Genomic DNA, 13902 nt, shown 5'->3' with positions numbered 1-13902 from the left:
TTCAGCAAATTCTTTTTGTATCGAAAGCAACGCGACAGATACAGAAAACCCCTTTATGGGTATAAAAGGGATAAATTACTATTTTTACCTAGTGCAGAGTGTGTTCAAACACGTACTGAACCAAGATAAAAGCCCCGGCGGATGTCACGGATTTTGAAGAGGAGCTTTTCGAGCGAGCTCGAAAAAAATCCGGACGCAATTACGCTGAGGCGTAATTGATTACAAAAATTTAACAATGACTTTATATTTAATTCATATAGCTCATATATGCTTATTTTAGGATAGTAAAAAAGGAGCATATAAAATGAGGTATGTCAAAGTGAAAGACAAGCTTATGTTACTAATGCTTGTTTGTGTTGTTTCGAATATTGTAATTGCAATTTTTTGCATGGATTATTTGAGGAAAATGGAATGGCACGCTCAGCAAATATACGAGCAAAAAGTGCAGAGCATGTATGCATTAAAGTCAGCGGAAGCACTGACGGTTGCAGGAAAGAAAGAGGAAGCGCGGGCATTAATAAATGAAGCACCTTATTTAGCGTTTGATTCGAAAATGGATTTCTATTTAAAACAGATGAAGACAAAAATAGACGAAGCTACTGTACAAGAGGTAATTGATTATGTGCTTACTCGTACAGAGCAACAGATTACAAATTATGAAAAAGATATACATAGAGGCTATTTCGTTATTCTATTTATTTCCCTTATGATGGTTGTGCTCGTGCTGATTTTAAGCTTTACTGCAGCAAGCTCTGTGCGTAAGCCGACAAAGCAATTAAAAAGCTTATTAAAGCGTGCAGAGCAAGGAGATTTTACACAAAAAGCGATTTATACATCGCGTGATGAACTTGGCGAATTGCTGCTTTGCTATAATCAAATGGTTGAGGAAGTAAAAGGGTTATTAGCAGTTGTCAATAATAGTGCAAATATTGTAGGAGAAGCAAATGAAAATATTCGTATTAACTCCGAAACGGTGACATTATCTGCACAACAAACAACGAAAAATACAGATGATATTGCGCAAAGTATTATAGAGTCAACAACACATCTAACATCGAATACAGCCATGATTCAAGAAGTCGCAAGCAATATTACAATCGTTACGAATCGCGTACAAACGATGAAGGAAAATATTGTAGAAACCGTAAAGCAAGCAAAGCAAGGTGAACAAGAAATTGCATTGAATATGTCGCAAATGCAAGTAATTGAACAAGCAATGATTGAAGCAGATGCAAAAATGCGCAAGTTAGAGTTACAATCGTTGGAAATTTCAAAAGCTGTCGATATTATTCAAGAAATTGCGAATAATACGAGTTTGCTGGCATTGAATGCGGCAATTGAGGCAGCACATGCTGGCGATGAAGGAAAAGGTTTTTCTGTTGTAGCAAATGAAGTGAAAAAGCTAGCACAGCAATCCCTTAATTCAACCAAAACAATTACGGCAATTGTTAAAACGATACAGCAAGATACACAGGAGGCTGTTGGGATGATGAGCGTCGCGAATGAGGCGGTTCATTCGGGAATTGAAGTAACAACACATACAGCCGATCATTTCCGAGCAATAGCGGCACGCATCGAGCATATCGAGCCACATATTGAAGACGTATCAAGCACAATCGAAAAAATGTCACAATATGCACAAAATGTTGCAGACCAATCAAGGGAGCTAACACAGCTATCAGAGGAAAATAGCGTTCAAGTCGAGCAAATTGTTAAGCAAACAGCACAGCAGCTTGAGATTACGACAAATATGTCTCAGCAAATTAAGCAAATTTCAAAAAATACACGCTCCTTATCACATGCACTCAATAAATTCGTTGTATAATAAAGTGAAGAGTGGGGTTAGATTTCACCAATCGAGCTTTTACAGACAGTTATCGCCTACTTATTGAGGGAGCGATCTTGTATTTGTCGCTTCGCCTGCGATTGCAGCAATCCTTTAATGTAGGATGAATGTACAGCAATGGATTGAGGTGCAACTAAATTGACGAACATCATAGATTTTATTGCAAGGCACGAGCAAAAGGAATTAACGAAATTACAGCGTTCCGTGGAATGTAGCTATTATAAGTTTGGCGAGTTGCAGCAATTCGTTGATGAGCAGCAGCTTCAAATTAAAGACCACACGCTATTTTTAGGCTTTTTACTGTATTTACAGGAGCGCAAAATGGACGCTTTAATGATTTTTAAAGATGTTTTCACAATGCCACGCTACAAATTTGAACATGTGTACCAGATGAAGTGGTGGTCTGTCGTCCAGCTAGGCTTTACCTTTTTAGCGATTTTAAAGGATAATGAACCGGCTGAGTATCAGCGTTTTTTTACAAATGTGGAATAAATTCTTAAAAACGTGGAATAAAACTCGAAAAACATAGAATAAATTGAAAGCAGGCCCGCATTTTCTGAAGCCTGCTTTTATTTTTTAACTGAAAAGATTTGTACTCAATTATTTCATGCCCGAATCATGGATTGTTAAAATGATAGTTGCTCCTTTTTCAGCACCTTGTAAAAGTTTCAATGTCACAGGAGAAGCCAGCAACAAGGCTTTTTTTACTAAATCCCTTGCAACCTCTTCATCGGTAATCTGAAGGTGCTTTAGAAATCATGAAGAAAATACGGCGAAATGTACCGTTTTAATTCATTATGCTTAATGGCTACACTAAAAATTCACACAAAGTCCTTAACAATTGAAGCGTGAATAGTGTTCTTTCTATAGAAATTCGTTATAATAGTTTAATGGGTATTCGTATGTACGAAATCAATGGAAAGGAGTTTATAAGCTCGATGAATGAGGAACAACGACTAGCAGGCAAGCAAGTGAATCAACCGAAGCCTGCTGCTGACAAGGATTACAGCAAATATTTTGAAAAAGTATTCACAGCTCCTTCTTTAAAAGATGCAAAAAAGCGCGGTAAAGAAGAGATTAAATATCATAAGGATTTTACAATTGACGAGCAGTTTTTAAATATGGGGAACGGGCGTAAATTCTATATCAGGACTTACGGCTGCCAAATGAACGAGCATGATACAGAAGTAATGGCAGGTATTTTTATGCAGCTTGGCTATGAGCCGACAGAGGAGATTGAGCAAGCCGATGTCGTGCTATTAAACACTTGTGCGATTCGTGAAAATGCGGAAAATAAAGTGTTCGGTGAGCTAGGCTTCCTTATGAAATATAAGCGCAAAAATCCTGAAATGTTAATTGGGGTATGTGGCTGTATGTCGCAAGAGGAATCGGTTGTTAATAAAATTTTGAAGACGTATCAGCATGTGGATATGGTATTTGGTACACATAATATTCACCGTTTGCCAAACATTTTAAAAGAAGCATATATGTCGAAGGAAATGGTTATTGAAGTATGGTCGAAGGAAGGCGATGTAATCGAAAATCTTCCAAAGCAACGACTTGGCTCCATTAAAGGATGGGTAAACATTATGTATGGCTGCGATAAGTTTTGTACGTACTGTATTGTGCCATATACGCGCGGTAAAGAGCGTTCTCGCAGACCAGAGGAAATTATTGCTGAAGTGCGCGAGCTAGCGGCACAGGGCTATCAAGAAATTATGTTGTTAGGGCAAAATGTAAATGCTTACGGAAAAGATTTTGAAGATCTCAACTATCGTCTAGGTGATTTAATGGACGAGCTACGCAAAATCGATATTCCGCGCATTCGCTTTACAACGAGTCATCCACGTGATTTTGATGATCATTTAATCGAGGTTTTAGCAAAGGGTGGCAACTTAGTTGAGCATATTCATTTACCTGTGCAATCAGGCTCAAATGAAATTTTAAAAATTATGGCGCGTAAATATACGAGAGAGCATTTCCTTGAGCTAGTGCGTAAAATTAAAGTAGCGATGCCGAATGTGGCGTTAACAACAGATATTATCGTAGGTTATCCAAATGAGACAGAGGAGCAATTCCAAGAAACGCTCGATTTATATCGTGAAGTAGGCTTTGAAATGGCATTCACATATATTTATTCACCACGTGAAGGAACGCCTGCTGCGAAAATGATTGATAACGTACCGATGGAAGTAAAAAAAGAGCGCCTACAGCGTTTAAATGCGGTGGTGGAAGAGTTTTCGAGTGCCGCATTGAAAGAGCTAGAAGGTGAACTGGTAGAGGTGCTAGTAGAAGGTAGTAGTAAAAAGCGTGATGATGTATTAGCAGGCTATACACGCAAAAGTAAGCTAGTGAATTTCGAAGGTTCAATGGATTTAGTAGGAAAGTTAGTGAAAGTAAAAATCGTGGAAGCGAAGCGTTATTCATTACGTGGGGATTTTGTAGAAACTGTAAAACGACATGAGGTGCACAGCTAATGACAACATACTATACAAAAGACGATATTATTGCGAAGGCGAAAGAAATTGCGCATATGATTGCGAATACGGAAGAAGTAGAATTCTTTAAAAAAGCAGAAGCACAAATTAACGAAAATCAATTTGTGCGTGAAAAAATTGCTTCATTGAAAACATTGCAAAAGCAAGCAGTTAACTTCCAACACTTAGGTAAAGAAAGAGCATTAAATATGATTGAAGGTAAAATTGGTGGCATTGAGCAGGAAATCGATGAAATTCCTGTAGTGCAACAATTTAAGCAATCACAAATGGACGTCAATGATTTATTACAATTAGTTTCGAATGCGATTGCGAACGCAGTAACGAACGAAATTATTGAATCAACAGGCGGCGACTTACTGCGCGGTGAAACGGGTTCAAAAGTACAGAATAGCACGCCAGGAAGCTGTTCATAAAAATTGAAGGGGTATGAGAAAGCGAGAGAATAATTTGCTTTCTCATACTTTTTTATTTTCTATAAAGGATAAACTGTCTGTAAAACGTCGGCTAATTAAAGTTTCACTTTATAATAATATATTTCCAAATTTCAGATTGGATATTTGTTAAAAATTTGCTGTGCTTGTTATAGCAAAATAGTCAACCTAAAATAAAGAAGAAACATACATAAATTAATTCAAAATGATTTGTCGAAATGAGTGTAAAATGTTATAAATAAGTAAAATGAACTAATAGGATAGGCGTGTTCGAAAAGTGGTCTAATGGATTACTTTTCAGATAACGATTTATACCTGATGCTATACTTTCAGTACATAAAAGATTACTATTTTCTCTATTTGTATTCTTTGAACAGTTAAAAATACCAAGTTCAAGGTTTTTTCTTGAAAATTTAAGTGAATAAGTAAAACTACATCTTAGTTGTTCAAAAGTGATTTCGATCTTATGAACAGCGCTATTTGATTCATGTGATGTGCATATCAAGACATAAGAAACACAGTAGATTTGTCCCTTTGGCGACACACAATATGACCGTGACAACCATGCAACCAAGAGCATTTTGAACGAGAGTTTACGAATAGAAGTATTAGCTTAAATAAATAAGGACTAGAGGAATTATGGAGATAAGCTTGGTGAAAATGAGAAACCTCTGTGGGGAAGAAATGTACTCACAAGTAGGCTCTCTTTCCAAGAATCTCGTGACAGAGAGGTTTAATAAATGATAAATAAAGAAGGGTAGCCAATGTATAAAAATAACGTAGTTGATAGAGGACAATTGTATTTTAGTTTATGTCAAGTAGCAAAACAATTTGAATCAGGGTTAGTTATTTTAGATGCACAGCAACAATACAATATTATATTTGCAAATAATATTTTTGCTAATATGGTTGAATATAGTAATGATGAACTAATCGGCTCAACGCTATCCCTATTAACTGGCCCTTTAACAGATTCAAATAGCGAAGCACTTATTTTAGAAAGTCTCCAGCTAGGACTGTCACTGAAATTATCAATTTTTCATTACCGAAAAGATCAAACAGCCTTTTGGAATGAATTATCAATTCTCCCTATAAGAGACCACGAAAGCATTGTGCAGTTTTATATTGTTGCTGCACGAGATATTACCGATTCAATTAATGTTGAAGCACTGATTACAGTAGAGCGTGAAGCCTATTCTGAGCTAGAGCAAGGGGCAAATATTACAGATGTTTTTGAGCATCTTTGTCGGCATATTGCGACAACACTACAAAAGAAAAGCTATACTTGTATATTTTTAATTAATCAAAATCGTTTAAAGTTAACAGCGTCAAATGCTTTACCAGAAAAAATGCAAAAAATCTTTCATATGATGGATAATTTAAATGTAGATTATGGTAGTTTTTTGCAGGCAATTAGGAAAGAGCGTTATATTGTTCATGATTTAGCACAACATTCGAAAGAATGGGCAAAGATATTGCAACAAAATGGAATTGAGGCAATTTGGCATCAGGCAATTAAAACACCAGAGGGAGAGCTTGTAGGAATTTTCTCGTTATTTTTTGAGGAGTCTATAAAATTGCCGCGTCCAAGTGAAATCAAGTTTTTAGATAGAGTTGCTCCAATTATTACGTTAGCTTTGAAATATTTTAATCAAAAACAGGAAATTTTACAGCTAGCGTATTACGATGAGAAGACGGGATTACCGAATTTTGCATTATTCCAAAATGAGTTGACCCAATTTTATCAAGAAGATTACAGAGGTGTGATTTGCATTATCGAGCCTGGTGAGTACCAAAGAGTTGTCGATTTATATGGTAGACAAGGCGGCGATGCTTTAGTATTGCAATTGGCACAGCGAGCAATGTTTATTCCAGCATTTGAAAATGCACTTATTGCCCGCTATACGAATTCCTCTGTTATTTTAGCAAGCAAGCATACGATTGATGAGGAATTAGAAGGGCTATTGCATGAAATTATCGTTGAGCCTTTTACAATTGAGGGGAAAAGCGTTTATATTACACTGAAGATTGGTACTTCCAACTATGGGCAATTTATTTCAAGCACAGAAGCAGTAAAGCGTGCAGACACAGCACTATCTGTTTCTTTAAAAAGTGCAGGTACAACGATGAAAGTGTATGATGAATCACAAGTGCAAACGTTGCAGCTTGAAATGGAGGTTTTATCATCCTTTTCTTATGCGCTAAAAAATATGGAATTTACACCTGTTCTTCAGCCAAAGGTAAATATTCAAACAGGACAAATTGAAGGCTTTGAGGCGTTAGCGCGCTGGTTTTCAGAAAGTCTAGGCTTTGTATCACCAGCAATCTTTATTCCAGTCGCAGAAAATACAGGTAATATTCATAAAGTGGATCGGGTGATTTTAAGAAAAATTTTAGCTTGGCAAAAGACGAGACAAGATACTGGTAAGCAAATGTATCAAATCGCAGTTAATATATCTCCAAACCATTTCTATGATCCTCATTTTGTAGAGAATATGAAGCAGCTTATTAACGAGTACGGTGTTGAACCACGGTATATTAAGTTTGAAATTACTGAAAGTGTAGAGCTGGAAAATATGATACGAGCAAAAGGAATCATTAACGAGCTGAAGGCATTTGGTATTGCGATGTCGATTGATGATTTTGGTGTCGGTTATTCTTCGCTGGGCTATTTAAAGGAATTGCCATTTGATGAAATAAAAATTGATAAAAGCTTTATCGACCATTTAACAGATGGACGTATGAATGCAGTTGTTCGCACATTAATTCAATTATCAGCAGACTTAAATATGAAGTCTGTTGCAGAAGGCATTGAAACGGAGGAACAGCATTTAGAACTACAAAAAATAGGCTGTCAAGTAGGACAAGGCTATTATTACTACAAGCCAATGACATTATCAGAGGTGGAGCAGCTGCTTGATTATGAAACTCTCCCTCCGTATTAACGGCTGGCTGTCAGCGCCTTACACCTTGAAGCGAAGAAAGTTTAAGTGAGAGATAACAACCTGTAAAACCAACAATCTATGGAACGAGTGAAAACTCCACAGACTAAAGATTCACTTTCTTATACGGAAAGTCAGGCATGAGGTGTGGATGGAAGGTACTTATTTCAATCTATAGGAGTGGGGAGTAGGGTAGACTCCACATTATCTGTTTCGCACTTCAGAAAACGCCTACTGATAAAATTTTATATTGATATAACGAAAGCTACTGTTATTTTTGACAGTAGCTTTCATTTTGATTAAAGTTGTTTGCTTTTAGAAATCCAATAATAAAAGCCTTACTATTTTTCGCATGTAGTATTTTGCAAGCCGTAAAAAATAGTCGTTTAAGCCATTGCTAAATCTCTACTTCTTTCATTTCTCCTACATTTCAAAGAGATAATCACGCTCTACTTTACATATACGTAATGTGAATCGACTGTACCACTCTTTTTTTCCACGTTCTTGAGCAATTTGATGGGCTGCATTTGCTTTCCAAGCAGAAATATCTTCAAGTGTTTCCCAATATGAAACAGTAATGCCTACATCCGAATCTCTTGCGCTTTCGACACCTAAATATCCTTTTTGTTTACTTGCTAATTCGACCATTTTTGTTGCCATCACACCGTAACCATTATCACCCTCTGTACGCTCTGAAGCAAAGACAACTGCATAATAAGGTAATTTATATGTATTTGCTAAGTTACTCATCTCTAGCTCCGCTCCTTCCTACCCGATATTCGAATAAAAACTTATAATTATTATACTTAAATCAGGAAAAGTTAACACTATGTTTTAGTATTGACTCTCATCTTGAAATAACTTTATTGTTTCTGTCCAATATTACTTACAAAGAAATTATAAAATACTGTTTACAAGCACATGAAAATTGGCTACTATCATGTTGAATAGATATCGATATTAGATGAAATAAATATCGAAATTAGATAAAGGGGATACTTTATGGAACAGCAAATGCGTATAGAGAGAGATTTTTTAGGAGAACGTCAATTACCGAACGAGGCGTATTATGGTATTCAAACATTACGTGCAACTGAAAACTTTCCTATTACAGGTTTATCACTACATACTTCGTTAATTCGAGCAATGGGCATTGTCAAAAAAGCCGCTGCTTTAGGAAATATGGAAGTTGAATTATTACCGAAGGAGCTAGGCGTAGCCATTGTCGTAGCGGCAGATGAAGTTATCGAAGGAAAGTGGGATAAACAATTTATCGTAGACCCAATTCAAGGTGGAGCAGGTACTTCAATTAATATGAATGCGAATGAAGTGATTGCCAACCGCGCACTAGAAATTTTAGGTAAAGAAAAAGGCGATTATGCAACGATTAGCCCAAATAGTCATGTCAACATGTCACAATCGACAAATGATGCATTCCCTACAGCGATGCATATTGCGATTTTAACATTGATTGAAGACTTGCTTGCAACGATGCAACATATGCAAAATACATTCCATCGAAAAGCAGAGCAATTTGCACATGTCATTAAAATGGGACGTACGCATTTACAGGACGCTGTGCCAATTCGACTTGGACAAGAGTTTGAAGCATATAGCCGTGTAATTAGCCGCGATATTAAACGCATTGCGAGAACACGTGATCATTTATATGAAGTAAATATGGGGGCAACAGCTGTAGGAACAGGCTTAAATGCTGTACCAGACTATATTTTAGCAGTAGATCATCAGCTAGCAGAGCTTTCAGGATTCCCATTAACTGGTGCATCGCATTTAGTTGATGCAACACAAAATACAGATGCGTACACAGAAGTATCAAGCGCATTAAAAATTTGTATGGTTAATATGTCGAAAATTTCGAATGACTTACGTTTAATGGCTTCAGGTCCACGTGCAGGATTTAATGAAATTTTCTTGCCAGCGCGCCAACCAGGCTCTTCGATTATGCCAGGTAAAGTAAATCCAGTTATGCCAGAAGTATTAAACCAAGTAGCCTTCCAAGTAATTGGTAATGACCACACGATTTCAATGGCTTCAGAGGCAGGTCAGTTAGAATTAAACGTAATGGAGCCAGTATTAGTATTTAATTTAATTCAATCGCTAAGCATTATGAACAATGTATTCGAAGCATTCACAGAGCATTGCTTAAAAGATATTCAAGCAAATGAAGAGCGCATGAAGGAATATGTAGAAAAAAGCGTTGGTATTTTAACGGCGGTAAATCCACATATTGGCTATGAAACAGCGGCTCGCTTAGCAAGTGAAGCAATCCGCACAGGGCGCTCCATTCGTGAGCTATGTATCGAAGCAGGTGTATTAACGGCTGAACAGTTAGACCTTATTTTAGATCCATATGAAATGACACATCCAGGTATTGCTGGTTCTAGTATGTTGAAGCATCGATAACCCTATAAAAAGCCCGAACGATGATGGTATTTTCCTAAGAAAATTTCATCAAATCGTTCGGGTTTTGCATTTCCTTCCTAGCACCATTTAGGCGAGTGCCGCATAGACTATGGCGAGCCACATAGGAAGGGGGATTTTTCGTTGAAACGATTACGTCAAATTGTGACAAAGGCAGTTGTAGCGAAGGGAAAGAAGCGTGTTGAGAGTGTTGAAACGCTATGTCCGCCAAATGTTCCAACGAGTATTTTAGGATGCTGGGTGATTAATCATCATTACCAAGCGAAAAAGCATGGAAACTTTGTTGAAGTGTCAGGGAAATTTGATATTAATGTATGGTATGCTTACAACCAACATTCGAAGACGGCGGTTTACACAGAAACAATCACATATCGCGACCGTATTAAATTACATTATCGTGACGAAAAAGTGAAAGATACTAACGAAGTTCATACACATGTCGTGCAGCAGCCAAATTGTGTTGAAGCAATTATTGTCAATGGTGATAAGTTCCAAGTAACAATTGAACGAGAGTTTTTAGTAGAGCTGATTGGCGAAACGACAGTTTGTATCCATGTTCATCCATTAGACTTTGAAGATGAGTGGGATATCGCAGAATCGTCGTCTTCAAGTTCATCATCATCTTCAAGTTCTTCGTCATTGCTCGGCGGCTCCAGCTCCAGCTCTTCAAACATCCGCCACATAAAAGAATCATCATCTTTCCAGTAAAGCAAGAAGAGAGCTGTCGGAAAAGCAGATGGACATCTGCATTTTCCAACAGCTCTCAACATTTTATGGAGACCCTTCTCTTTAAGAAATAAATCTACTATTTAGCAGAATTAAAACAATCGGTTTCAAAAGTGCCAGATAAATCATGGAAAGCGCAGATATTTTGAGAGAAGCGCAGATAAATCCTGAGAAAACGCAGATATCCGGAGCAATTCGCAGATAAATCATGAGAAAACGCAGATATCCAGAGAAAACCGCAGATAAATTGTGAGAACCGCAGATATGCAGAGAACCTCGCAAATATCCCGAACAACCCACAAATATCCAATAAAAGACACCGATAGCGCATAAAAAATCATCAATAATATGAAAATATAATTTTTCCTTTTTAGTAAATGAAGGGCTGACATGCAAAACGCATGTTTTTTTTATATAATGGTAGTAGGACGATAGAATTTGATTAAAAGAGGTTTTTTACATGACTACATATACACCGATGATGCAACAATATTTAATGATTAAGGAAGAATATAAGGACGCTTTTTTATTTTTTCGCTTAGGCGATTTTTATGAGCTGTTTTTTGAAGATGCAGAGAGAGCATCGCAGCTTTTAGAAATTACATTAACAAGCCGCGATGGAGGGAACAAAGAGCGTATTCCAATGTGCGGTGTGCCACACCATGCTGCGAAAAACTATATCGAGACGCTTGTTTCAAAAGGTTATAAAGTAGCGATTTGTGAGCAGACGGAAGACCCAAAGGTAGCGAAAGGTGTCGTGAAGCGAGAAGTTGTGCAGCTCATTACACCAGGTACGATTACAGAAGGAAAAACGATTGATGGGAAAACCAATCATTTTATTGGTGCAGCGGAATATGTTACAGAGCAGCAAATTGCTTTTGTCACATTGGATATTTCAACAGGTGAGGCAACAGCAACAATCATCGAAGGCGATATAAAAACATTATTCCAGCACTTACAATCATATGTGATACGCGAGCTAATTGTTGGTGAGGCATTCCATTTAGAGGCTGCTGAAATGGCTGAAGCATTAAACATTGTACTATCCATAGAGCTTGATGAAATGCAGCAGACGGAGCAATTTACTGACAGCCTGCCTCAAAACGTCAAACCTATTGCAAGCAAGCTTTTACGCTATATCGAACGTACGCAAATGCGTTCACTATCACATATTCAGCCATTCCGTTTTACGGAGATGAATCATTATTTATCGATTGACGCGAACTCCAAACGCAATTTAGAGCTGATGCAGTCAATTCGTGGTGGTGATCAAAAAGGCACACTTTTGTGGTTGCTTGATGAAACAGTTACAGCAATGGGTGGACGAAAATTAAAGCAATGGCTACATCAACCGCTTGTGCAACGTGCAAAAATTGAACATCGCTTAACAGTTGTGGAGCATTTATTAGAGGATTTTTTCATACGTGAGGAGCTACGTGAGCGTTTAAAGCAAGTGTATGATTTAGAACGCTTGGCTGGTCGTGTTGCATTTGGCAATGTCGGTGGCCGTGATTTAGCACAGCTACGTGAATCATTGCGTCAAGTGCCTGCGATACGTGAGCAGCTTTTGGCAAGTAAAAGTGAGTCGCTACGTCAGTTAGGAGAAGCACTTGATTTATGTGAAGAAGTAGAGCAGCTACTTGCAGTGGCGATTACGGATCATCCACCTATTGCGATTAAAGAGGGCGATGTCATTCGAGATGGCTACAATACAAAGCTAGATGAATTGCGCTATGCTTCACGCAACGGTAAAGATTGGATTGCTCAGCTTGAGCAAAAGGAACGTGAGCTAACAGGCATTAAAAATTTAAAAATTGGCTATAATCGTATATTTGGTTATTACATTGAAATTACGAAATCGAATTTAAACAATGTGAATTTAGCACGCTATGAGCGCAAGCAAACATTAGCGAATGCGGAGCGCTATATTACACAAGAGTTAAAAGAAAAAGAGGCTTTGATTTTAAATGCGGAAGAGCAAAGCTTAGCACTTGAATATGATTTATTCGTCGCATTACGTGACGAGCTAAAAACCTATATTCCACGTGTACAAGCTTTGGCTGCTGAAATAAGCGAGCTTGATGTATTTATAAGCTTTGCCTTTATCTCAGAAAAGTATCATTTTACACGCCCGACATTCCATGATGGACGTGCATTAACGATTAAAGAAGGGCGTCATCCAGTTGTAGAAAAAATGTTAAATAAGCAGCTATATGTGCCAAACGATTGTATTTTACCGAGCGAGCGTAATATGATGCTGATTACAGGACCAAATATGTCTGGTAAAAGTACGTATATGCGACAAGTAGCAATTACGGTGATTTTGGCGCAAATGGGTTGTTATGTACCTGCAAAAGAGGCAAATTTACCGATTACAGATCAAATTTTCACACGAATTGGAGCAGCGGATGATTTAGCAGCAGGGCAATCGACATTTATGGTTGAAATGCTAGAATCACAATATGCGATTACACATGCAACGAAAAATAGTTTACTGCTATTTGATGAAATTGGACGTGGGACATCCACATATGATGGAATGAGCTTAGCACAAGCGATGATGGAGTATATTCATCAGGAAATTGGTGCAAATACATTGTTCTCCACACATTATCATGAATTAACAGAGCTTGAGCATGACTTAGAGCGCTTGCAAAATGTGCATGTGAGTGCAACAGAGCGTGACGGAAAAGTCGTCTTTTTACACAAGGTGAAAGAAGGCGCAGCAGATAAAAGCTATGGTGTACATGTAGCGGAATTAGCCGAAATGCCAGAACCGATTATTGAGCGAGCAAGGGTATTATTAACACAATTTGAGGCACAGGAAGTCAAGACTGTGAAGGAAGCGCCAAGCATCGTAGCGGAGCAATTATCCTTATTCACAGAGCAATCTGCCGTTTCAAAAGAAGAGCAGGAAGTATTAGAGACATTAGAGAAGGTCAATATTATGGGCACAACGCCATTACAAGCAATGACGTTGCTCCATGAATTGCAGCAAAAACTACTCCGCAAATAGA

Annotated in this window: 9 protein-coding genes; 8 read left to right on the top strand and 1 reads right to left on the bottom strand. The window is 37.7% G+C overall.

Annotated features, from left to right (window positions below):
• Positions 1–304 precede the first annotated feature (304 nt).
• The 5 genes from C9J34_RS02175 (at position 305) to C9J34_RS02155 (ending at position 7720) form a co-directional block, all read left to right on the top strand.
• Positions 305–1825, top strand: coding sequence for a methyl-accepting chemotaxis protein (locus C9J34_RS02175; RefSeq protein WP_107838216.1), 1521 nt, complete (start codon positions 305–307; stop codon positions 1823–1825).
• A 159-nt stretch (positions 1826–1984) separates the two neighbouring features.
• Complete coding sequence (locus C9J34_RS02170; protein WP_107838215.1) at positions 1985–2338, top strand: 2-oxoglutarate ferredoxin oxidoreductase subunit beta; 354 nt, start codon at positions 1985–1987, stop codon at positions 2336–2338.
• Between the two features lie 446 nt (positions 2339–2784).
• A complete protein-coding gene (gene miaB / locus C9J34_RS02165; RefSeq protein WP_107838214.1) occupies positions 2785–4323 on the top strand; it encodes a tRNA (N6-isopentenyl adenosine(37)-C2)-methylthiotransferase MiaB in 1539 nt (512 codons plus the stop codon).
• Positions 4323–4757, top strand: a complete 435-nt coding sequence (locus C9J34_RS02160) for a YlbF/YmcA family competence regulator (RefSeq protein WP_107838213.1) — start codon at positions 4323–4325, stop codon at positions 4755–4757. Before miaB ends, C9J34_RS02160 begins: the two co-directional genes overlap by 1 nt.
• Positions 4758–5539: 782 nt before the next feature.
• Positions 5540–7720 carry a sensor domain-containing protein gene (locus C9J34_RS02155; RefSeq protein ID WP_107838212.1) on the top strand — a complete coding sequence of 727 codons (2181 nt, stop codon included), beginning with the start codon at positions 5540–5542 and terminating at the stop codon, positions 7718–7720.
• A 420-nt stretch (positions 7721–8140) separates the two neighbouring features.
• Here C9J34_RS02155 and C9J34_RS02150 read toward each other — a convergent pair whose 3' ends face one another.
• Positions 8141–8467, bottom strand: a complete 327-nt coding sequence (locus C9J34_RS02150) for an antibiotic biosynthesis monooxygenase family protein (protein WP_107838211.1) — start codon at positions 8465–8467, stop codon at positions 8141–8143.
• Between the two features lie 252 nt (positions 8468–8719).
• Between C9J34_RS02150 and aspA the strand changes: the two genes are divergently transcribed.
• From aspA to mutS, 3 genes are all read left to right on the top strand, one after another.
• Entirely contained in the window at positions 8720–10141 is a 1422-nt protein-coding gene (gene aspA, locus C9J34_RS02145) for an aspartate ammonia-lyase (RefSeq protein WP_107838210.1), read from the top strand.
• 141 nt (positions 10142–10282) lie between these two features.
• Positions 10283–10867, top strand: a complete 585-nt coding sequence (gene cotE / locus C9J34_RS02140; protein WP_107838209.1) for an outer spore coat protein CotE — start codon at positions 10283–10285, stop codon at positions 10865–10867.
• Positions 10868–11345: 478 nt separating this feature from the next.
• Positions 11346–13901: a DNA mismatch repair protein MutS gene (mutS, locus tag C9J34_RS02135; RefSeq protein ID WP_107838208.1), complete on the top strand. Its 2556-nt coding sequence runs from the start codon at positions 11346–11348 to the stop codon at positions 13899–13901.
• Position 13902 lies beyond the last annotated feature (1 nt).

Source organism: Metasolibacillus meyeri (genome assembly GCF_003049505.1).
Taxonomy (GTDB): Bacteria; Bacillota; Bacilli; order Bacillales_A; family Planococcaceae; genus Metasolibacillus; species Metasolibacillus meyeri.
The sequence above is the reverse complement of the archived record's forward strand: the minus strand, read 5'-3'. Positions and strand labels throughout refer to the sequence as shown.

Coding starts and splice junctions, on each gene's coding strand:
- C9J34_RS02175 (WP_107838216.1), top strand. CDS start 305: ATGAGGTATGTCAAAGTGAAAGACAAGCTTATGTTACTAATGCTTGTT.
- miaB (WP_107838214.1), top strand. CDS start 2,785: ATGAATGAGGAACAACGACTAGCAGGCAAGCAAGTGAATCAACCGAAG.
- C9J34_RS02160 (WP_107838213.1), top strand. CDS start 4,323: ATGACAACATACTATACAAAAGACGATATTATTGCGAAGGCGAAAGAA.
- C9J34_RS02155 (WP_107838212.1), top strand. CDS start 5,540: ATGTATAAAAATAACGTAGTTGATAGAGGACAATTGTATTTTAGTTTA.
- C9J34_RS02150 (WP_107838211.1), bottom strand. CDS start 8,467: ATGAGTAACTTAGCAAATACATATAAATTACCTTATTATGCAGTTGTC.
- aspA (WP_107838210.1), top strand. CDS start 8,720: ATGGAACAGCAAATGCGTATAGAGAGAGATTTTTTAGGAGAACGTCAA.
- mutS (WP_107838208.1), top strand. CDS start 11,346: ATGACTACATATACACCGATGATGCAACAATATTTAATGATTAAGGAA.